This window comes from Sphingomonas endolithica, from assembly GCF_025231525.1.
GTDB classification, from domain to species: domain Bacteria; phylum Pseudomonadota; class Alphaproteobacteria; order Sphingomonadales; family Sphingomonadaceae; genus Sphingomonas; species Sphingomonas endolithica.
In genome coordinates, this window is sequence record NZ_CP103057.1 from 708,787 (window position 1) to 729,988 (window position 21,202).

A 21,202-nucleotide genomic window follows, 5' to 3' on the forward strand; every position below is an offset into this window, starting at 1 on the left:
ACATAGCCGGTGACAAAGTGGAGGCGCAGACCTAGCAAGATCATATCGAGACACAGGCAATGGCCGTGGTTCGGGGAACAAGCTTTCAGCGCGGCCCTACGGGCGTGCAGCGAGAGCGGGAAATGGGGGCTGACGAGCGATCGTCACGCAGGACGCCCGGGCTGGTAACGGCCCGGGCGTTTGCTTTTTGGGCGAAGGCGCGACGACGTCGCGCCGGTCCGCGCCAGCGCGGATCGCCCGAAACGGCCGGCGAACGGTATCTCCGCCGATCCGGGCGACGGCTTTGCCGCCGGCCCCAAAACACCCTCTCCAGCCGGCCAGACTCCAGCCGGCCGGACGATCAGAACGACTTGCTGATTGTCAAACCATAGGTCCGCGGATCACCCGGCTGCCCCACGATCAATCCCGTGCTGCCCGACTGGGTCGAGAGCAGTTCGAAATAGTTCTGGTCGAACACATTGCGTACCCAGCCGAACACGTTGAAATCGTCCTTGCGATAGCCGGCGCGCACGTTCGACAGCGAGTAGCCGTTGATCCAGGTATATGCCGATGGCGACGGGTTGGACGAGAAGCGCGACCGGTAATTACCGTCATACCCGAGATAGACCTCGCCCCCCGCCCCACCGACCGGCAGGTTATACTCGCCGCCATAGGAGAGAGACCATTTCGAGATGCCGGGAAGCCGCTGGCCCGAAATGTCGCAAGCCACGGGGCTGAGGCCCCCCGGCGCGCCCGCTCCACCGGGGGTCCCGGTCGTGACCGTGCCACCAGAAAGTTCGGGCGGGCACGGCGCGTTGGTGAACTTCTCGTAGGTCGAATCGGTGTAGGCGCCGTTGACGTAGAAGTTGAGGCGGCGGCTCGGGCGGAAGCTCGAATCGAATTCGAACCCGCGCGATCGCACCTTGGCGGCATTGGCGAGATAGCCGCGTATCACGGTCAGCTGCCCGTTATTCACCGTCGCCTGATAATCGCGCACTTCGGTCCAGAAGCCGGCGAGGTTCAGCGTGACGCGGCGATCGAAGAACTGCGTCTTGAGCCCGATCTCGTAATTGTCGACTTTCTCGGGCTTCACCGTCTGCGTGGTAAGATCGACGCCGGTACCCGCGGCATTGAGCGGCAACCCCGACAGGTTGATCCCACCCGATTTGAAGCTCTTGGCATAGGTTGCGTAGCCGTGGATGTCGGACGAGAAATCGTAGGACAGCGTGATATCGCCCGACACGTTCCAGTCGCTGAACTTGGGCGCATAGCTCTGCGGCGCGAGCGTTGCGGCCTGATCCGCATTCAAGGTCGTGCTGCCACTGCCGGTGGTCACGACGGAGACGTAGGAGCCGCTTTTCTTGTCGTAATTGACGCGCAGGCCCGGCTGGATGTGAAAGCCCTCGAACAGCTCGTAATTCACTTTGCCGAAGACGGCGAAGCTGGTGTTGTCGAAGCTGATCGTGTTGGTGGACGTGAGTCCGTTCAGGACCGCGGGATTGCACGCATTTGCCGTCGCCGTGGCGCAACCGCTGGCGCCGACCGCCACGTTGCCGGGGTTGAGCAGATAGCGGCTCGCCGCGCTGCCCTGTACCTGCGACCCTTGCGTGTCGATCGTCTGGTGGAAGAAGAACGCGCCCACCGTATAATCGAGCCGGTTGGCACCATTCGAGGCAAGACGCAGCTCCTGCGAGACCTGCTTTTGCTGCGATGGATTCTGCGACACGGTGGTGATCGGCAGGCCGATGAAATCGCGGTCGTTCTGCGGCTGCCAGTCCCAATAGCGCCAGGCACTGACCGAGGTCAGCGTCGCCGGCCCGAGATCCCAATTGGCGACCAGCGAGGCGCCACCGATCTCCTGGCGGGAATTGATGCTCGCATCCAGATCGGTCACCCGGTCGAATGGGTTCTTGCTCGGTGGGGAATAGCCGAAGGCTGCGGCAAGCGCATCGTATTGCCGGTTGAGTGGGCGCTGCGTGCGGCCGACGCGGGCATAATATTGCACGCAGCAATTGGGACTTTGCACGTTGAAATCGCCGGACAAGGTCAGGTCGATCGCGTCGCTCGCCTTCCACAATAACTGGCCGCGCACGCCCAGGTTGCGCTGGCGGTGCAGGTGTTCATCGGAGGCGACGTTGTAGATCGTGCCGTCGCGTGTCGTGGCCGAGGTAGAGAGGCGTACCGCGAGATTGTCGCTGAGTGGACCCGAGGCGGATGCCTTGGCCTGGACGAAATCGTAATTGCCGCCGCTCAGCTCGACCCGCGCCTCGGGCGTGAAGCTGGGCGGGCGAGTGGTGATGTTGAGCGCGCCCGCCGTCGTGTTCTTGCCGTACAACGTACCCTGCGGCCCGCGCAGTACCTCGACCTGCGCCACGTCGACGAAATCGAACGTCGAGGCGCCGATGCGCCCGATATAGACCTGGTCGACATAGAAGCCGACGCCCTGCTCGATGCCGTCATTGGTCAGGCCGAACGGCGCGCCAAGGCCGCGAATGTTGATCGCCGAGTTGCGCGGATTACTTGAATAGAATTGCAGCGATGGCTGCTGCTGCTGAAGCCGGTTGACGTTGAACGCGCCCGTGCGCTCGATCTCCGCGCCGCCGATTACCGAGATGGCGATCGGCACTTCCTGCACGCGTTCCTCGCGGCGCCGCGCGGTGACGACCACATCGCCACTGCCCTGCTGTTCGGCAGCAGGCGCCGCATCGGCCAGCGGCGCGGCGGCCTGATCGGTCGTCGTCGTTCCAGCGGCGGCTTGCAGCGCCAATAATAAGGACAGCGTCGTGGACATGGTAGCTCCCTGTTTAGTTGCGCGTATAGTCCACGCGATTGATGGGAGATCAACAAGCTCCCGCTTTGCCACCGCGAAGTTCAGCTTTCGCCATTGTAAATTTTCCCGCGCGCATCCTCTTGACGCTGTTGGCGGCGTTCCCAAATTGCCGGCGCGCGGTGCCTCCGGGGCCGCGCGGATCGGGCGCCGCGCCATGCCGGCGGGCGCCCAGACACTCGTCAATTGCTCAATGGAGAATATGATGCGTCAGTTCGATTTGACTCCCTACCGCCGCTCCACCGTCGGTTTCGATCGCCTGTTCGACATGCTGGAGACCAGCACGCGCCAGGCCACGGCGGACAATTACCCACCCTTCAATCTCGAGCGTCTCGCAGACGATCGCTACCGCATCACGCTCGCGGTGGCCGGCTTTGCCCGCGACGAGATCGAGATCGTCGCGCAGCAGAACCTGCTGCAGGTGAAGGGCAAGAAAGAAGAAAAGGAAGGCGGCAACGCTTCCTTCCTGCACCTCGGCATCGCCAATCGCAGTTTCGAGCGTCGCTTCGAACTCGCCGACTTCGTGCGCGTCGATGACGCGCGGCTGAATGACGGCCTGTTGACGATCGAACTTGTGCGCGAAGTGCCCGAGGCAATGAAGCCGAAGACGGTCGCGATCAAGACGGGCGCACCGCTTGCCGCCGTCGAGGATCGTAGTGCGGTCGAAGCGGCCTAAGCTGTTTCGCCACCAAACCGCGTAATGCATGATCGGGTGCTCCGGCCGTACGGCTGGGGCGCCCCTTTTTTTGTGTGGCCGCGGCGGCGGGAATTGTATCCTTTTTGAACGTTGATGGTGTTGCCACGCCCTCATGCAATCCTAGCATCCCTTGTGCAACGACAGCCCAGGAGGAGGCGATGGTTTCCGGTTCGACGCAGGCGTGGCTCTCGACGGCCTTGATCGGCAGTCTAGCTCTGACGGGGTGCACTACGCTGACCAAGATCCAGTATCAGCAGCGTTACTCCTGCTTCCAGGTGGTTGAGAACGTGCCGGGGCAGCCGGCGCAGACCAAGACGTCCTCGCTGGGGTATTTTTCAGTGTTCCGGATCGTCAACATCGACAATACGGCGAAGGACGCCGCGGCGTTCAGCTTCGATCCGCGCAAGCTTTACGTCACGGGCATGCGTGGCGGCGCCAACCAGAACGGCTTTGCCGATCATCAGAGCGGTGCAGGGCTGCTGGACACGGCCAAGGCCGTCACGGTCTATCAGGGCACCTCCAGCGGTCCGCTTGGCCGGGTCGGCATCGTCGTTCCGTCGGACGTGCCGAAAACCGCGCCGGTCACCGAGGACGTTCCACTGCGCTACGATGGCAAGAACGTGATGATGCTGCGCGAGGGCGCGTCGCCGCAATTCCTCCCGCAATGCGACGTAAATGCCATCGAGTGAACGCATGGCCGGCGGCGCTGGTGCTACGAGATGTCAAACACGTAGGGCTTGTTGTCCTTGGTAGACCAGCTAACGGTCTGCGATTGCTGCTTGCCCTGCGGATCGGTCATGGTCAGCGTGGCGGTGCCGGTGCAGTCGCGCGTTCGGTCGGTGCCACGCACGCAGCGCTCATCCGGCGCCGTACCGCCCACCGTCTGCTCGGCATAGGTGCTATTGCCAGGCGGCACGTCGGTGAAGACGCTGCTCACGTCGCGGGTCACCTTATGATCGCACACGTAGCCGACCAGCGTGAAGCCGCAAACCGCGCCGTTGACCGTCTTGCCGACATTGGTGGTCTGGAAGACAAAATGCACCTTCACCGTGCGCGTCACGGGCGCATTGGACAGGTTGAACACGCCAAACCTCAGCACATAAGGTGCCTCGTCATAGGCCGAGCTCATCGTGGGGTTCTTTGCCAGCCCAACCTCGGGAAGATTGCACGACGTCAGCATCGCCGTTGCCAGTAACGCCGCGCCCTTCCGCATCGTCATACGCCGCATGAGGCTCTTTCCCTTGCCAATCCGCCACGGTGGTATGATCGTGAGCGGATAGCTGGGGGGGCAACGGCCATCGGGACCATTTTGGCGGTTATCGACCCACCGGAGCAGTGTCCCGGATTGCCATCACTCCCGCATCGCGCAGCGTATCGATCTTGGCGAATGGCACGCGTTGCGGAAATGCCTCAGGCGTCAGACAAGACGGCTCTGCTTGACCGCCGCGGCGACGAAGCTGGCGAACAAGGGATGCGGGTCGAACGGTTTGCTTTTCAGTTCCGGGTGGAATTGCACGCCGACGAACCAGGGGTGATCAGGCCGTTCGACGATCTCGGGCAGCATGCCGTCGGGCGACATGCCGCTGAACACCAGTCCGCCCTTTTCAAGCGCATCGCGATACGCGGTGTTGACCTCGTAGCGGTGGCGGTGCCGTTCGGAGATTTCAGTATCGCCATAGATGGTCGACACGACGCTGTTGCCATCGAGCTTCGCCGGATAGGCGCCCAGCCGCATCGTGCCGCCCAGGTCACCACCCTCTTCGCGCTTCTCGATCCCGGCGGCACTCATCCACTCGGTGATCATGCCGACCACCGGCTCGTCGGTCGGGCCGAACTCGGTCGAACTGGCAGCGCCGATCCCTGCGAGATCGCGCGCGCCCTCAACGCATGCCATCTGCATGCCGAAACAGATGCCGAAATAGGGGATCTCGCGCTCGCGGGCGAAGCGGACACTGGCGATCTTGCCCTCGGCACCGCGCTCGCCGAACGCACCGGGGACGAGGATCGCGTCGAGCGGCTCGAGCCGTGCGGTGATGTCGGTGTCGTCGCCCTCGAACAATTCGGCGTCGATCCACTCGACATTGACCTTGACCCGGTTGGCGATGCCGCCGTGCACCAACGCCTCGTTGAGCGACTTGTAGGCATCCTGCAGCCCGACATATTTGCCGACCACGCCGACCGTCACCTCGCCCTCGGGATTGGTCAGGCGGTCCATGATGTCGGTCCAGCGCGACAGATCCGGCGCGCTGCCGGGCAAGATGCCGAACGCGTTGAGGACCGCGTTGTCGAGACCCTGCTCGTGATACTGCACCGGCACCGCATAGATGCTCTTGGCATCGAGCGCCGGGATTACCGCTTCCTTGGGCACGTTGCAGAACAACGCAATCTTCGCCCGATCGCTCTCGGGCAAGGGCTGCTCGCAACGGCACACCAGTACGTCTGGCTGCACGCCGAGCGCTGCAAGTTCGCGCACCGAATGCTGCGTCGGCTTGGTCTTCAGTTCGCCGGCGGCGGCGATGTAGGGCACGAGCGTGACGTGGATGCTGACCGAGTTGCCGCGGCCGAGATCGTTGCGCAGCTGCCGGATCGCCTCGATGAACGGCAGCGACTCGATGTCGCCGACCGTGCCGCCAATCTCGCACAGCACGAAATCGACATCGTCGGTCTCGGCCTGGGCGAATTCCTTGATCGCGTCGGTGACGTGCGGGATCACCTGCACGGTGGCGCCCAGATAATCGCCGCGCCGTTCGCGCGTGATGATCTGCTGATAGATGCGTCCGCTAGTGACGTTGTCGGTCTGGCGTGAGGCGACGCCGGTGAAGCGTTCGTAATGGCCGAGATCGAGATCCGTCTCCGCGCCATCATCCGTCACATAGACTTCGCCATGCTGGTACGGCGACATCGTGCCGGGATCGACGTTCAGATATGGATCGAACTTGCGAATGCGCACGCGGTAACCGCGCGCCTGCAGCAGAGCCGCGAGGCTCGCTGCCATGAGACCTTTGCCGAGCGACGAGACCACGCCGCCGGTGATGAAGATAAACCGCGCCATGGGAGCAAACGCCTAGCGTCAATCGGGGCCGTACGACAAGCGCACGACTCCGGGATTGTCAGGAATAAACGAAAACGAGGTGCGTTACTGCGCGAGCGGTACCGCGTTGTTGCCGACCGGGGCCGTCAGGTTGGCCGCCACCGCTGCTGCATCCGGCTGATTGCCGGCGGCAGGCGCCGGTGCCGCTGCTGCTGGCGTGCGCCTAGCCAGCGTCGGATCGATCGTTGCCGCCTGGCGGGTCGCCGCGAGCACCGCAAGCACGATGCTGAGCCCGACGAACACGCTGGCAAGGACCGCGGTCGAACGGGTCAGGAAATCCGCCGCGCCGCGGGCCGACATGAGGCCCGAGGGGCTACCGCCCGTGCCCAGACCGCCGCCTTCCGACCGCTGCATCAGGATCACCGTGACCAGAATGGCCGCGACGATGGCGTGAACGACGAGCAGGAAGGTGAACAACATAATGCGGGGAACGATCTCTGACTTTGGGCGACAGCGGCCACATAGGGGAGGTAGGCCCGGCGATCAACTGCCGCGCTCCTCTCAGCGAGCCTCGTTACGGACCGATGGACTTTATCCGCTCCGTTGCCATTCACGACCGTCACCCCGGAACAGGTCCTGAAGCCTCGGTGATGCAAACGCATCGGAGCAGACGAGCAACGCGCCCAGATCCTGATGTCGATCAACAAGGTCAGCACTTATTAACATTTCGGCCCCGCACTGAAACTACAAGGGTTTGCGTACGTTATGAAGCCGGGTGCCTCTTCGATGCGGGCATCGGGTCAGACGGAAGCGATGCAGTGGCAACAGTCATGGAAAAGCCGAGCCTGGGATCGACCCTTGGTTCCTGGATGCAGGCGTTGGTCGATTATGTTCGCTCGGGCGAGCCTGATCTCACCAACCGGCAGATGGCGTTGCTGATGGTCGTCTACCTCCGCCCTGGGCCGCATACGGTGCGTGGATTGGCCCGCGCGCTGAACGTTTCCAAGCCCGTCGTGACGCGCGCCTTGAATAGGCTCGGCAGCCTGGGCTATCTGCGGCGACAACGCGACGATAGCGACAAGCGCAATATCTTCGTCGCACGCACCACTGAAGGGGCAGAGTTTCTTGAAGAGTTCGGCCAATTTCTCGGCGACGCCGACCAGCCCGTCGCACGCCGGGACGCCGCATAGACGATTTGCGCTCACCGGTCGTTCGATGGAACTCGACCCGCGGACCCATGCCGTGCGCGGCGATCTGGCAGATCTGCGCCTCGCCGACCGCGTCTTTGCTCCACATTATGCCGCCCCCATGGCAGTCCAGGTGATGAGCGACGTGCCGCTGCGCAGTGCCGCGTCGCCCGACGCGGATGTCATCGCCGAATTGTCGGCGGGCGACACGTTCGAGATATTGGAATTGGCCGGCATCAATGCCTGGGGCGTGGCACCGGCACAGGAGTTGGTCGGCTACATCACGGCCGCCGCGATCGCAGGGGTCGGCCAATGACGATCAATGTCTTCATCGATGGCGCCGTCGGTACGACGGGATTGGAGATCGGCGAAAGGCTCGCCGGTCGCGGCGAAATTGCGTTGATCCAACTCGATGACACGAAGCGCAAGGATGCCTCCGCTCGCGCCGAAGCGCTCAACGACGCCGATGTCGTGATCCTGTGTCTGCCCGACGATGCGGCCCGGGAAGCCGTCGCGCTGATCGACAATGATCGCACGCGCGTGATCGACGCATCGAGCGCACATCGCGTTGCCGAAGGCTGGACCTATGGCTTTGCCGAGCTGGAGCCAGGCCAGCAGGCTGCCATCGCCGAGGCCAAGCGGGTGAGCAATCCCGGCTGCTATCCCACCGGCTTTCTGGCGCTGGTTCGCCCATTGGTGCGTGCCGGCCTGGTACCGGTCGATTGGCCGCTGACCGTCAACGCCGTGTCCGGTTATTCCGGCGGCGGCAAGTCGATGATAGCGGAGTATCGTGGCGCAGCGACGCCGGCTGCCGCACGCGCTTATGGTCTGGGCCTCGCGCACAAGCATGTCGCCGAGATGCAGAAACACGCGCGGATCGAACATGCGCCGATCTTTGCGCCCTCGGTCGCCAACACCTACCGCGGCATGATCGTCGAGGTGCCGCTGCCGTTGCACGCTTTCTCGCGCCGGCCGAGCCTGCACGTGTGCGAAGCGGTGCTCGGCGAAGCGTATCGCGATTCTACGTTGATCAGGATCGGCGACGCTGACGCAACGACGGTGACCATCGAAGCGGATGCCGGCACCGATCGGCTGACGCTGCGCGTGTGCGGCAATCCCGACACCGGGCAGGCGCGCCTGATCGCGACGCTCGACAATCTCGGCAAGGGAGCGGCCGGCGCCGCGGTGCAGAACCTCAACATCATGGCGGGGCTCGATCCTGTCGCCGGTCTCACCTTATAGCCGCTATGGCCGATTTATTGTCCTACGTTGTCGTGACACATTGACGGACCGGTCGAGGCGTGTTTCTCGGCCATCCACAACTGGAAGAGCGTGAATGGCCAACACTCGTAATCCCGTGGGAAAATTGCTGCTTTTCGGTGCGACCGGCGATCTGGCGCAGCGTATGCTGCTGCCGTCGCTATACGGCCTGCATGCCGACAATCTGCTGCCCGAAGGCCTGACCATCACGGGCACGGCACGCTCCGAGCATGACGATGCCAGCTTCCGCACCTTTGCCAGGGCGGCGCTGGACAAGTTCCTGCCCGACGATCGCAAGGACGAGAAGGCGATCGGCAGCTTCCTCGAACGCCTGGGCTATCAGGCGCTCGATGCGACCGACCTGTCGCACTATCAGGATTTGGCGACGAAGGTGGGTGACGTCTCCGGCGGCCTGGCCATCTTCCTGTCGACCGCCCCCTCCTTGTTCAAGCCGGTGATCAACGGCCTGGCGTCGGCAGGGCTCGCCGGCCCCACCGTCCGCATCGGTCTGGAAAAGCCGCTCGGCTACGATCTGGCGTCCAGCCGCGAGATCAATGATACCGTCGCAACGGCCTTCCCCGAGGAGCGCACGTTCCGCATCGACCATTATCTCGGCAAGGAGACGGTGCAGAACATCCTGGCTTTGCGCTTCGGCAACAGCTTCTTCGAGCCGGTGTGGAATGCGCGCGGGATCGACAACGTGCAGATCACCATCGCCGAGACGGTCGGCCTGGAGGATCGCGCCTCCTATTACGAGACCGCCGGCGCGCTGCGCGACATGGTGACCAATCATATGCTGCAGCTGCTGGCGCTGATCGCGATGGAGCCCCCTGCCCGCTTCGACGGCACCGCAATCCGCGATGAGAAGGCCAAGGTTTTCCGCTCGCTGCGCAAGATCACGCCTGAAGATGCACCGCACAACACGGTTACCGGCCAGTATGGCGAAGGCGCGGTGAACGGCGCGATCGTCAAGAGCTATACCGACGAGCTCGGCAAGCCATCGACCACCGAGACCTTCGTCGCGATCAAGGCGCATGTCGACAATTGGCGCTGGCAGGGCGTGCCCTTCTACCTGCGCACCGGCAAGCGCATGACCACGCGCCGCAGCGAGATCGCGATCCAGTTCAAGCCCGTGCCACACTCGATGTTCGCCGGCCGCGGCGGCCTGCTCCAGCCCAACGTGCTGGTCATCCGGCTGCAACCCGAGGAATATGTCCAGTTGCTGGTCATGGCCAAGGAACCCGGCCTCGACCGCGACGGCATCCGCCTGCGCGAGGTGCCGCTCAACCTCAGCATGGACAGCGCGTTTGCGGGAACCCGGCGGCGCATCGCCTATGAACGCCTGCTGCTCGACCTGATCGAAGGCGATCCGACATTGTTCGTGCGCCGCGACGAGGTAGAGGCGCAATGGGAATGGACCGACGCCATCCGCGCCGGCTGGGATGCCAATGGGGTCAAGCCGAAAAGCTATGGTTCGGGCACCTGGGGCCCATCGGCTGCCGTTGCGCTCACCGAGCGTGACGGCGTGACGTGGCAGGACGACTGATCCACCGTTCGCCCTCAGCCTGTCGAAGGGCGGGTCACTGTGCACGTGCTTCGACAGGCTCAGCACGAACGGAATTGTTTTCATACGGGAAGTATCATGAGCGACGAACACGAAATCGAATGGTGGGATTATGACGATGCCGAGGAGATGGCCGCGGCCGTCGCCGGCGACATCGCGTTCGTGATCGAAAGCGCGATCGATGCGCGCGGTGCCGCGGTGATCGCGCTGTCCGGCGGCAAGACGCCGATCCCGATCTATGCCAAGCTGGCCGAGGCCAAGATCGACTGGAAGCGCGTCACGATCATCCCGACCGACGACCGCATCGTGCCGCTCGGCGATCCCTTGAGCAACGTGACGATGATCGCCAAGACCTTCCTGCCGAAGGGCGCTCGGGTGATGCCGATCGTCAGCGACAAGGCCGCCGACTACAAGGCCGCGGGCCGCTCGGCCGATGCGCTGATGCAGGACCTGCACTGGCCGCTCGATCTGTGCCTGCTTGGCGTCGGCGCCGACGGGCATACCGCCTCGATCTTCCCGGGCCCAGATTTCGACGAAGCGATTGCCGGTCCCAAGGAACGCCGCGGCCTGGGCGTGATGCCCAATCCGCTGCCCAAGGACGCGCCGGTGCCGCGCGTGACGCTCAGCCGTGCGGCGATCGTCTCGGCCAAGGCGCTGCTCATCGCGGTCACGGGCGCGGAAAAGCGCAAGGTAATCGAAGCGGCGATCAAGCAGGGGCCATCGTCCAATTATCCGATCGGCCGCGTGCTGGCGGATGCCGAACTGCCGGTCGATATTCACTGGAGCGAATAAGGTGATCCGCCCGCCTCTCCCATCCCGTCACCCCGGACGCGTTCCGGGGTCCACCGCGCCTCAGACATGCGGCATGGTGTGGACGAGTGGCCCCCGGAACAAGTCCGGAGTGACGGAGGCGTGTGGGATATGACACTCCATCCGGAAATCGCGACCGTCACCGACCGCATCATCACCCGCTCGAAACTGACGCGTGACGCCTATCTCGCGCTGATCCGGCACGAGCGCGACAACCGCCTGCACCGGCCGAGTCTCGGCTGCGCAAATTTGGCGCACGGTTATGCCGGCACCGACGAAGACCGCGACGTGATGAAGCCGGGTGATGCGATGAACATCGGCATCGTCACCGCCTATAACGACATGCTCTCGGCGCATGCGGTCTATTACCGCTATCCCGAGCAGATGAAGGTCTGGGCACGCGAAGCCGGTGTAACGGCGCAGGTGGCAGGCGGCGTGCCGGCCATGTGCGACGGGGTGACGCAGGGCTATCCCGGCATGGAGCTGTCGCTGTTCAGCCGCGACACGATCGCGATGAGCACCGGCATAGCGCTCAGCCACGGGTTGTTCGAAGGCGCTGCCCTGCTTGGCATTTGCGACAAGATCGTGCCCGGCCTGTTGATGGGCGCGCTGCGCTTCGGGCATCTGCCGATGCTGCTGATCCCAGGCGGACCGATGCGCACCGGCCTTGCCAACAAGGCCAAGGCCGCGGTGCGCGAGCGCTATGCGGTGGGCGATGCCGGCCGCGAGGAACTGCTCGAGGCGGAGATCGCTGCCTATCACGGCAAGGGTACCTGCACTTTCTTCGGCACTGCCAATTCCAACCAGATGATGATGGAGATGATGGGCCTCCACATCCCCGGCGCGGCGTTCGCCAATCCGGGTACCAAGCTGCGCCAGGAGCTCACGCGGGCGGCGGTACACCGTATCGCCGCGATCGGATGGGAGGGCGACGACTATCGGCCGATCGGTGCCTGTGTCGACGAACGTGCGATCGTCAACGCCGCGATCGGCCTGCTCGCAACCGGCGGGTCGACCAATCACCTCATCCACCTGCCGGCGATCGCCGCCTGCGCCGGGATCGTGATCGACTGGGAGGATTTCGATCGCCTGTCGAAAGCCGTGCCGCTGATTGCGCGTGTCTATCCCAACGGTTCGGCCGACGTGAACCAGTTCGAGGATGCCGGCGGCATGCCTTACGTGATCCGCGAACTGCTCTCGGCCGGGCTGATGCACGGCGACGTGCTGACCGCCGGCGGTGGCAGCATGGCCGATTTCGGCACCAAGCCGGAGCTGCAGGGCGAAACGCTCACCTGGTCCGATCCCGGTGCCAGCAAGGACGACACGATCGTGCGTCCTGCCACCTCTCCCTTCTCGGCCGAAGGCGGTTTCCGCATCCTCTCGGGCAATCTCGGCCGCGCCTGCATCAAGGTCAGCGCGGTGGAGCGAGACCGCTGGACGATCGAGGCGCCGGCCCGCGTCTTCTCCACGCAGCAGGAAGTACAGGACGCGTTTCAGGCCGGCGAGCTCGACCGCGACGTGGTCGTCGTGGTGCGTTTCCAGGGGCCACGCGCGAATGGCATGCCCGAGTTGCACAAGCTGACCCCGCCCTTGGGCGTGCTCCAGAACCGCGGCTACCGCGTCGCGCTGGTGACCGATGGCCGCATGTCGGGCGCGAGCGGCAAGGTGCCGTGCGCGATCCATTCCAGCCCCGAGGCGCTGGGCGGCGGCCCCCTGGGCAAGGTGCGCGACGGCGACGTGATCCGGGTGAGCGCCGAGACGGGTGAGCTCGTCGCGTTGGTCGATCCGGCCGAATGGGAAGCGCGTGGCTTTGCCGAAGCGCCGGCACCGGCAGTCGGCATGGGGCGCGAACTGTTCGCCATCATGCGCACGCAGGCAAACGAAGCGGAGCGCGGCGGATCGGCGATGCTCGCGGCAATGGGGTGGTGATGGAAGTAGTTTCGGCCGATATCGGCGGCACACATGCGCGCTTCGCGATCGCCGAGGTGGAAAACGGCCGCGTCGTCTCGCTCGGCGAGGCGGTGACGCTGAAGACCTCGGAATATGCCAGCCTGCAGACCGCCTGGCAGGCGTTCGGCACGCAGCTTGGCCGGCCCTTGCCGCACATGGCCGGGATCGCGGTGGCGTCGCCGGTCGGCGGCGAGGTGATCAAGCTGACCAACAATCCCTGGATCATTCGCCCGGCGTTGATCCAGGACCGGCTCGGCGTCGACACCTACAGCCTGATCAACGATTTCGGCGCGGTCGGCCATGCCGTCGCACAGGCGCCGGAGAGCGATTTCCTGCACCTGTGTGGGCCTGACGAACCGTTCCCGGATACCGGCGTGATCACCGTGTGCGGGCCCGGCACCGGTCTCGGTGTCGCGCAGGTATTCTCGACCGCCGATCGCTACTACGTGCTCGAAACGGAGGGTGGCCATATCGACTTCGCGCCGCTCGACCGTATCGAAGACGCCTTCGTCAAGCATCTCAGGCAGAAGTTCACGCGCGTCTCGACCGAGCGCATCGTCGCCGGGCCGGCGATCGTAGGCATCTACGGCACGCTGGCCGAGATCGAAGGACGCGCGGTGCAGCGGATGGACGACAAGACGATCTGGCAGATGGCACTGGAGGGCAGCGACAGCTTGGCGCTCGCCGCGCTCGACCGCTTCTGTCTCAGCCTGGGTGCTGTTGCCGGCGATCTGGCGCTGGCGCACGGTGCAAAGGGCGTGGTGATCGCCGGCGGCCTCGGCCTCAGGCTCAAGGATCATTTCGGCCGCAGCGGCTTCGCCGAGCGTTTTGCCGCCAAGGGCCGCTTCCAGCAGCGGATGGCCGCCATCCCGGTCAAGCTGATCACCCACCCCCAACCAGGCCTGTTTGGCGCCGCCGCGGCCTTTGCGCAGGAGCATACGCGATGAGCGGGATCGAACGGATCATGCGGACGAGCGCGGTCATCCCCGTGCTGGTGATCGACGACGCGGCAACCGCCCGCCCCCTGGCCGAAGCGCTCGTCGCCGGAGGCTTGCGCGTGCTGGAAGTGACGATGCGCACGCCCGCGGCGCTCGACGCGATCCGCGAGATGAAGCAGGTGCCCGGCGCGATTGTCGGCGCGGGCACGGTGGTCGATACCGAGCAGTTCGAGCAGGTCATGGATGCCGGCGCCGAATTCATCGTCTCCCCCGGCCTCACCAACCGGCTCGGCCGCGCGATCGTGGATAGCGGCGTGCCGTACCTCCCCGGCATCGCCAACGCGGGCGACATCATGCGTGGCCTGGAGTTGGGCCTGACGCACTTCAAATTCTTCCCAGCCGAAGCGTCGGGCGGGTTGAAGGCGCTGAAGGCGCTTGCGGCGCCGTTCTACCAGTGCAAATTCTGCCCGACCGGCGGCATCACCGAAGCGAGCGCGCCCGAGTGGCTGGCGTTTGCGCCGGTTCTGTGCGTCGGCGGCAGCTGGGTGACCGGCGGCACAATGGCAGAGGTCGAAGCGAAGGCGCGGGCGGCAAGCGAGTTACGCCGCTAACTCCTCCCCGGAGCGGGGAGGTGTCAGCCAAAGGCTGATGGAAGGGGGTGGGCCAGCAACGCAACGGTTGCGCACGCGGAGGCCCCCTCCACCATTCGCGTAAAGAACGCGAACGCCCCCCTACCGGGGAGGATTACATCTCTCCCCGCGCCCGTCTGATTGCATACCATTTCTGCACATTGGCGTTGTGCTGCTCCAGCGTATCCGCGAACACATGCCCGCCCGTTCCATCTGCAACGAAATATAGCGCGCTGGACGGCGCCGGATCGAGCACCGCGTCGATGCTCGCCCGCCCCGGATTGGCGATCGGCCCGATCGGCAGCCCGGTCTTGGCATAGGTATTGTAGCCATTATCCGCCTGCAGCTCGGACCGCAGGATGCGCCGCCCGAGCGGACGGCCCTTGGTCACCGGATAGATCACCGTCGGATCGGCCTGTAGCGGCATGCCGCGCTTCAGGCGGTTGGAGTAAACCGCAGCAACGGTGCGGCGCTCGGATTCCTTGCCCGTCTCTTTCTCGACGATCGAGGCCAGGATCAGCGCATCGCGCGGTGTGGTCACCGCAATGCCCGGCTTCCGCTTGGTCCAGGCCGTGGCGAGGTACGAGGTCATGGCGCGCTGCATGCGCTGAACCATGGCAGGCCGCGCATCACCGCGCTGGAAGCTGTAGCTGTCGGGCAGGATCGAGCCCTCGGCAGGCGCGTCGATCTTGCCGGTCATGCCCTTGGCATTCATGATCGCATCGCGGGCCATGATCGAGGGCCAGCCTTCGGGAATGGTGACGAAGCGCTGCAGCGTACGACCACCCTGCAGCAGTTTCAGAATATCGGCCTGGCTGAGATGCGCGGGAATGCGGTACTCACCCGCCTTGATCCCCGCACCACCACCAAAGACCCGCGCGAGCAGCTTGAACGTGCTGGCGGACGAGATCGCGCCGGCCTTTTCCAATTCGGCGGCCGCGCCGGCCATGCTCGTCCCAGGCGCGATCTCGACCGTGATGTTGCGATCGAGCGGCCCGCTGCCGCCCCAGCGTTGCAGGACGACGAAGAAGGCGAGCACGACGAGCGCAGCGACGATCAGGCCGGCACAACCGAGTTTCTTCACCACGGCTGCACCACCCCGGCGAACGCCGGGGTCCAGTCGCGATGGCAGATGTAACGTTGTGCAGCGCTCATCGACGACTGTTCCTCGGCTGAGCCCCGACGTCCGCCGGGGTGTAGTAAAAGCGGGTTATGACACCGCCTTCATGACGAGGCTGGCATTGGTCCCGCCAAAGCCGAAGCTGTTGTTCAGCACCGCCTTCACCGTCCGCTCCTTGGCCTTGTGCGGCACGAGATCGACGCCGGCGCAATTCTCGCTCGGATTGTCGAGGTTGAGCGTCGGCGGCACGATCTGGTCGCGCAGCGCCAGGATGCAGAAGATGCTCTCCACCGCGCCGGCGCCGCCGAGCAAATGGCCGATCGCCGACTTGGTCGACGACATCGACATGGTCTCGATATTGTTGCCGAACAGCCGGCGCACCGCGTTCAGTTCGAGCTCGTCGCCGAGCGGCGTCGAGGTGCCGTGGGCATTGATGTAATCAATGTCGGCAAGGTCGAGCCCGGACCTCTTCACCGCCATCTGCATCGAGCGGAACGCGCCCGAGCCTTCCGGATGCGGCGCCGTCACGTGATAGGCGTCGCCCGACATGCCGTAACCGATCACCTCGGCATAGATCTTCGCACCGCGCGCCTTGGCGTGCTCATATTCCTCAAGGCAGACGACGCCGGCGCCTTCGCCCATCACGAAGCCGTCACGATCCTTGTCCCAAGGGCGACTTGCGCGGAACGGCTCGTCGCGGAAGTTCGTCGAAAGCGCCCGGGCCTGGCCGAAGCCGGCAATGCCGATCGGGCAGATCGTGCCCTCGGCGCCGCCCGCGAGCATCACGTCGGCATCGTCCATCGCGATCATCCGTGCGGCATCGCCGATCGAATGCGCACCGGTCGAGCAGGCGGTGACGACGGCATGGTTGGGGCCCATCAGGCCGTATTTGATCTGCACCTGGCCGGTGATTAGGTTGATCAGGCGGCCATGGACGAAGTGCGGCGAGACGCGACGCGGACCCTTCTGATGCAGGACGATCGATTCGCTCTCGATCCCCGGCAGCCCGCCGATGCCCGATCCGATCGAACAGCCGGCGCGGTATCTCTCCTCCTCGGTCATGTCGAGCAAGCCGGCATCCTCGAGCGCCTGGCCGGCGGCATCGATGCCGTAGATGATGAAGGGATCGACCTGGCGCTGCACCTTGTGGTCGACGCGCTTGTTCGGATCGAAGCCGTAGGCGTGATCCGCCGGCTTCACTTCACAGGCATAATTGCTGTGATAATCGGTCGCGTCGAAACGTGTGATCGTCTCCGCGCCGGATTTGGCGGCGAGGATGTTCGCCCAGGCGGTTTCGACATCGGCGCCAAGTGGCGTGACGAGTCCAAGTCCGGTTACGACAACGCGGCGCATGGGCGTTCTCCGTTAAGTCTTAAAATGCGAACGGCCCCCCACCCCTGGGCACTATGCCGGGACGGAGAGCCGATCATATGGTCGTCTCGACTGGGCGCCGCCGATGCCATGGGCAACAGCGACGACCGGCGATTAGGCCTTGTTCTCGTCGATGAAGGTGATCGCGTCCTTGACGGTCGTGATCTTCTCGGCGGCATCGTCGGGGATTTCGACGCCGAACTCTTCCTCGAATGCCATAACCAGCTCGACGATGTCGAGGCTGTCTGCCCCCAGATCGTCGATGAAGCTCGCGTCCTCGGTGACCTTGTCGGCTTCGACGCCGAGATGCTCGACGACAATCTTCTTAACGCGGTCTGCGGTCTCGCTCATGGGTATCGTCCCTCTATCGCTGGGGGTTTGGGTAATTCCTGAACGCACCTAGAGCGGGGTTGGTGCCCTTGCAAGGGGGCGTGGCCGCCTAGATCGGGATCAAATCATCGCCATCCCACCATTTACGTGCACGGTTTGTCCCGTCACGTAGCCGGCTTCGCGGCTGGCGAGATAGACAACGGCGGCACCGATATCGGCACCCTGACCGATCTTGCCGGCCGGAATGCGCGCGTTGAGCGCCTCCTTCTGCGCATCGGGCAGCGCATCGGTCATCGGGGAGGTGATGAAGCCCGGCGCAACGCAATTGACGGTGATGCCGCGGCTGGCGAGTTCCTGCGCCAGTGCCTTTGACATGCCAACCAAGCCCGCTTTGGAAGCGGCATAATTCGCTTGCCCTGCGTTGCCGGTGGTGCCGACTACCGACGTAACCGAAATAATGCGACCGAACCGCGCCTTCATCATCGGCCGTGCGGCGGCGCGGGCCAGGCGGAACGCAGCCTCCAGATTGACACGGATAACTGTATCCCATTCCTCGTCCTTCATCCGCATGACGAGATTGTCGCGCGTCACGCCGGCATTGTTGACGAGGATATCGAGCTTACCGAGCGCAGCGACCGCCGAGGGCACCAGCGCATCGACCGCCGCACCATCGGACAGATCGCACGGCAACGCGACATGATCACCGCCAAGGCCATCCTTGAACGCTTCGAGCTTGTCGAGGTTGGAGCCGGATACGGCCAGCCGAGCCCCCTGCGCCGCAAGCGCCTGGGCGACGGCAGAACCGATCCCGCCTGACGCACCAGTGACGAGGGCGGTCATGCCTATGAGGTCGAACATCTCTTAATCTCCGAGGTTGATTGGTTCGCGCAGAGGCGCGGAGGACGCAGAGACGTGGTTATTCACTAACCTGCGTATGCCTTCTTTCAGCGTGTCACCGCCGAAATTTAAGAGCAGCCCAACGGGCTGCTTTGTCAGTCGAAGATATGTCAGCAATTGCTTGGCATGGACCGGCAAGAGCCGTTCGATCGACTTTATCTCAATGATCAGACGCTCTTCGACCAGCAGATCGATCTTGAACGCTCCTTCGAAGCGCATTCCATCGAAGTCGATGTTGATCGGCTGTTGGCGGGCTACGGCGTAGCCCATCCGCACTAATCTGCCCGCCAATACCGCCTCGTAAACGCTTTCTAGTAGGCCTGGGCCAAGTTCACGGTGCAGCCGCAAAGCGACATTGAGCACATCGCCGGTGATCTCGTCGATGTCCTTCACTTCTTCTCCGCGTCCTCCGCGCCTCTGCGCGAACCAATCTTCTTAAAGCGTCTTAGCCAAAGCCTCGATGTCGTCCATCGAGATCACGCTGGTCGCCTCGGCATCGGGGGAGATGCGTTTGACCATCGGGCCTAGCACCTTGCCGCCGAACTCGACGTACCGCTCCACGCCAATCTCAGTCATTGCCAGGATCGACTCGCGCCAGCGGACCATGCCGGTGACTTGCTCGACGAGCAGGCGGCGGATCGTGTCGGGATCGCTTACCGCTTGCGCAGTGACGTTGGCGAAGACCGGGATGAGCGGCGCGGCGATGCGGACGTCGGCTAACGCGCGTTCCATCGCATTGGCGGCGGGTTGCATCAGCGGGCAATGGAACGGCGCGGACACGGGCAGCAGGATGCCGCGCTTGGTACCCATTTCCTTGGCGAGGGCGATCGCGCGTTCGATCGCGCCGCGATGACCGGAAATGACCACCTGGCCCGGATCATTGTCGTTGGCGACGGTGCACACCTCGCCTTCGGCCGCGGCATCGGCGATCGCCTGCGCCTTGGCGAGATCGGCACCGAGCAGAGCCGCCATGGCGCCCTCGCCGACGGGTACGGCCGCCTGCATCGCTTGCCCGCGATGCTTGAGCAGGCGCGCGGTCGTCGCGAGGTCGAACGCCCCGGAGGCGCACAGCGCAGTATATTCCCCGAGTGAGTGACCGGCGACGTAATCGGCCTTATCGGCTAGACGGATGCCGCCTTCCTGTTCGAGCACGCGAAGCGTGGCGATGGCATTGGCCATGATTGCCGGCTGCGCGTTCTCGGTCAGCAGAAGCTGATCCTCCGGCCCCTGGGTCATGAGGCGATAGAGATGCTGGCCGAGCGCGTCGTCCACTTCCTGGAACACCGCCATGGCGACCGGGCTTGCCTCGGCAAGCGCTTTGCCCATGCCGACGGACTGGCTGCCCTGCCCTGGAAAAATGAATGCACGCATCGCTGGTCGCTCCTGATTTCGGAGGGCGGCCTAGAAAAGCGCAGCCATTCTGGCAAGCTTGCGACACTTTGCGACGCTTTCGTGCGTTAGACGGCACAGGGCTGCGACATCTGCGCCCTAGATAGATATGCGACGCCAAGCACGGCGCCGATAATGTTCGGGAGTTTTACCATGAAGAAGTTCATCCTCGCCGCCCTTGCCGCATCGGTTGCGCTCAGCCCGATGGCCGCTTCCGTCGCCAGCGCGCAAGGCCGCCAGCAGGAACGCCATACGACGATTGTGAAGCGTAACGGCAACGTCGTGCAGAAGACCGTCGTGCGCCAGCGCGCACCGCAGTATCGCAGCGACTGGCGCCGCGGCCAGCGCTTCGACCAGCGCCAGGCACGCAATTATCGCCAGATCGACTATCGCCAGTATCGCGGCCTGCGCGCCCCTCCGCGCGGATACCGCTACGTCCAGTCGGACCGCAACGTCATCTTGGTCAGCAACGGTGGGATCATCTCGCAGATCTTCAGCGGCCTGATCCGGTAAGCTATTGCTTTTTGTGAACCGCAAGGGGCGACGGGACTTCGGTCCCGTCGCCTTTTTGTACGTGCCGCCCCTCACCGCGTCATCCGGACTCGGTCCGGGAAGACGGCAGGTGCATGATTCCTTGCCTTCTCGCGCGTTTGCGCTATGGCCGCCGCTTCGGGATGGAAGGCACGCGCTTTCCGCCTCGTTACAGTGAAGACGATAGCCGGAGGGGCGTCACGCATGGTGCGGGCGTCAGCGATCGGCCAAGACGAAGGACAAGACATGGCTCTTTACGAGCACGTATTCCTTGCGCGCCAGGATCTGGCGCAAGCGCAAGTGGATGCACTGGCGGAAACCGCCACCAGAATCATCAACGACAACAATGGCCGGGTCGTAAAGACCGAGAATTGGGGCCTGCGCAGCCTGGCGTACAAGATCGCCAAGAACCGCAAGGCGCATTACGTGATGCTCGAAATCGACGCCCCCGGCGACGTGGTGGCCGAGCTCGAGCGCCAGACGCAGATCAACGAGGACATCATCCGCTACATGACCGTTAAGGTCGATGCGCTGGAAGAAGGCCCGACCGTGATGATGCGCAAGTCCGATCGTGACCGCGAGCGTCGTGGCGATCGTGAAGGCGGCCGTCCCGACCGTGGTGACCGCCCCGAGCGCGGCGACCGCGAGGATCGTCCCCGTCGCAACTTTGACGCAGAATAAGGAGGACTAGC

Annotated in this window: 22 protein-coding genes; 12 read left to right on the forward strand and 10 right to left on the reverse strand. The window is 64.2% G+C overall.

Going from position 1 to position 21,202, the window contains the following annotated elements:
• Positions 1-340 precede the first annotated feature (340 nt).
• Positions 341-2,770 (reverse strand): TonB-dependent receptor, encoded by a 2,430-nt coding sequence (locus NV382_RS03450; RefSeq protein ID WP_260599145.1) that lies wholly within the window; start codon positions 2,768-2,770, stop codon positions 341-343.
• A gap of 241 nt (positions 2,771-3,011) precedes the next feature.
• On the opposite strand from NV382_RS03450, the gene NV382_RS03455 reads away from it, so the two are divergent.
• Positions 3,012-3,482, forward strand: coding sequence for an Hsp20 family protein (locus NV382_RS03455; protein ID WP_260599146.1), 471 nt, complete (start codon positions 3,012-3,014; stop codon positions 3,480-3,482).
• Positions 3,483-3,661: 179 nt separating this feature from the next.
• Positions 3,662-4,192, forward strand: coding sequence for a hypothetical protein (locus tag NV382_RS03460; protein ID WP_260599147.1), 531 nt, complete (start codon positions 3,662-3,664; stop codon positions 4,190-4,192).
• 23 nt (positions 4,193-4,215) lie between these two features.
• Here NV382_RS03460 and NV382_RS03465 read toward each other — a convergent pair whose 3' ends face one another.
• From NV382_RS03465 to secG, 3 genes are all read right to left on the reverse strand, one after another.
• On the reverse strand, positions 4,216-4,731 hold the full coding sequence (locus NV382_RS03465) for a hypothetical protein (RefSeq protein ID WP_260599148.1): 516 nt from the start codon (positions 4,729-4,731) through the stop codon (positions 4,216-4,218).
• Positions 4,732-4,920: 189 nt separating this feature from the next.
• Positions 4,921-6,555, reverse strand: coding sequence for a CTP synthase (locus NV382_RS03470; RefSeq protein WP_260599149.1), 1,635 nt, complete (start codon positions 6,553-6,555; stop codon positions 4,921-4,923).
• Between the two features lie 84 nt (positions 6,556-6,639).
• On the reverse strand, positions 6,640-7,011 hold the full coding sequence (secG, locus tag NV382_RS03475; RefSeq protein WP_260600296.1) for a preprotein translocase subunit SecG: 372 nt from the start codon (positions 7,009-7,011) through the stop codon (positions 6,640-6,642).
• Between the two features lie 392 nt (positions 7,012-7,403).
• On the opposite strand from secG, the gene NV382_RS03480 reads away from it, so the two are divergent.
• The 8 genes from NV382_RS03480 (at position 7,404) to eda (ending at position 14,854) form a co-directional block, all read left to right on the forward strand.
• Positions 7,404-7,724 carry a MarR family transcriptional regulator gene (locus NV382_RS03480; protein ID WP_260600297.1) on the forward strand — a complete coding sequence of 107 codons (321 nt, stop codon included), beginning with the start codon at positions 7,404-7,406 and terminating at the stop codon, positions 7,722-7,724.
• 25 nt (positions 7,725-7,749) lie between these two features.
• Entirely contained in the window at positions 7,750-8,037 is a 288-nt protein-coding gene (locus tag NV382_RS03485; protein ID WP_260599150.1) for an SH3 domain-containing protein, read from the forward strand.
• Positions 8,034-8,963 carry an N-acetyl-gamma-glutamyl-phosphate reductase gene (gene argC, locus NV382_RS03490; RefSeq protein ID WP_260599151.1) on the forward strand — a complete coding sequence of 310 codons (930 nt, stop codon included), beginning with the start codon at positions 8,034-8,036 and terminating at the stop codon, positions 8,961-8,963. Before NV382_RS03485 ends, argC begins: the two co-directional genes overlap by 4 nt.
• Before the next feature lie 94 nt (positions 8,964-9,057).
• A complete protein-coding gene (zwf, locus tag NV382_RS03495; protein ID WP_260599152.1) occupies positions 9,058-10,527 on the forward strand; it encodes a glucose-6-phosphate dehydrogenase in 1,470 nt (489 codons plus the stop codon).
• Positions 10,528-10,623: 96 nt separating this feature from the next.
• A complete protein-coding gene (gene pgl, locus NV382_RS03500) occupies positions 10,624-11,337 on the forward strand; it encodes a 6-phosphogluconolactonase (protein ID WP_260599153.1) in 714 nt (237 codons plus the stop codon).
• A 129-nt stretch (positions 11,338-11,466) separates the two neighbouring features.
• A complete protein-coding gene (edd, locus tag NV382_RS03505; RefSeq protein WP_260599154.1) occupies positions 11,467-13,284 on the forward strand; it encodes a phosphogluconate dehydratase in 1,818 nt (605 codons plus the stop codon).
• Positions 13,284-14,252, forward strand: a complete 969-nt coding sequence (glk, locus tag NV382_RS03510) for a glucokinase (RefSeq protein ID WP_260599155.1) — start codon at positions 13,284-13,286, stop codon at positions 14,250-14,252. The genes edd and glk overlap by 1 nt, the downstream gene beginning before the upstream one ends.
• A complete protein-coding gene (gene eda / locus NV382_RS03515) occupies positions 14,249-14,854 on the forward strand; it encodes a bifunctional 4-hydroxy-2-oxoglutarate aldolase/2-dehydro-3-deoxy-phosphogluconate aldolase (RefSeq protein ID WP_260599156.1) in 606 nt (201 codons plus the stop codon). The genes glk and eda overlap by 4 nt, the downstream gene beginning before the upstream one ends.
• Positions 14,855-14,987: 133 nt before the next feature.
• On the opposite strand, the gene mltG is transcribed toward eda, so the two are convergent.
• The 6 genes from mltG to fabD all read right to left on the reverse strand — a co-directional run bounded on the left by mltG (position 14,988) and on the right by fabD (position 19,961).
• Positions 14,988-15,956, reverse strand: coding sequence for an endolytic transglycosylase MltG (gene mltG / locus NV382_RS03520; RefSeq protein WP_260599157.1), 969 nt, complete (start codon positions 15,954-15,956; stop codon positions 14,988-14,990).
• Between the two features lie 126 nt (positions 15,957-16,082).
• Positions 16,083-17,345 (reverse strand): beta-ketoacyl-ACP synthase II, encoded by a 1,263-nt coding sequence (gene fabF, locus NV382_RS03525; RefSeq protein WP_260599158.1) that lies wholly within the window; start codon positions 17,343-17,345, stop codon positions 16,083-16,085.
• A 132-nt stretch (positions 17,346-17,477) separates the two neighbouring features.
• Positions 17,478-17,714 carry an acyl carrier protein gene (locus tag NV382_RS03530; RefSeq protein ID WP_260599159.1) on the reverse strand — a complete coding sequence of 79 codons (237 nt, stop codon included), beginning with the start codon at positions 17,712-17,714 and terminating at the stop codon, positions 17,478-17,480.
• A 99-nt stretch (positions 17,715-17,813) separates the two neighbouring features.
• Positions 17,814-18,551 carry a 3-oxoacyl-[acyl-carrier-protein] reductase gene (gene fabG, locus NV382_RS03535; protein ID WP_260599160.1) on the reverse strand — a complete coding sequence of 246 codons (738 nt, stop codon included), beginning with the start codon at positions 18,549-18,551 and terminating at the stop codon, positions 17,814-17,816.
• Positions 18,552-18,554: 3 nt separating this feature from the next.
• On the reverse strand, positions 18,555-18,983 hold the full coding sequence (locus NV382_RS03540; RefSeq protein WP_260599161.1) for a GxxExxY protein: 429 nt from the start codon (positions 18,981-18,983) through the stop codon (positions 18,555-18,557).
• 42 nt (positions 18,984-19,025) lie between these two features.
• A complete protein-coding gene (gene fabD, locus NV382_RS03545; protein ID WP_260599162.1) occupies positions 19,026-19,961 on the reverse strand; it encodes an ACP S-malonyltransferase in 936 nt (311 codons plus the stop codon).
• 171 nt (positions 19,962-20,132) lie between these two features.
• Here fabD and NV382_RS03550 point away from each other — a divergent pair, with 171 nt between their 5' ends.
• Both NV382_RS03550 and rpsF read left to right on the forward strand, forming a co-directional pair.
• Positions 20,133-20,492 carry an RcnB family protein gene (locus NV382_RS03550; protein ID WP_260599163.1) on the forward strand — a complete coding sequence of 120 codons (360 nt, stop codon included), beginning with the start codon at positions 20,133-20,135 and terminating at the stop codon, positions 20,490-20,492.
• Between the two features lie 264 nt (positions 20,493-20,756).
• Positions 20,757-21,191, forward strand: a complete 435-nt coding sequence (gene rpsF / locus NV382_RS03555; protein ID WP_260599164.1) for a 30S ribosomal protein S6 — start codon at positions 20,757-20,759, stop codon at positions 21,189-21,191.
• Positions 21,192-21,202 lie beyond the last annotated feature (11 nt).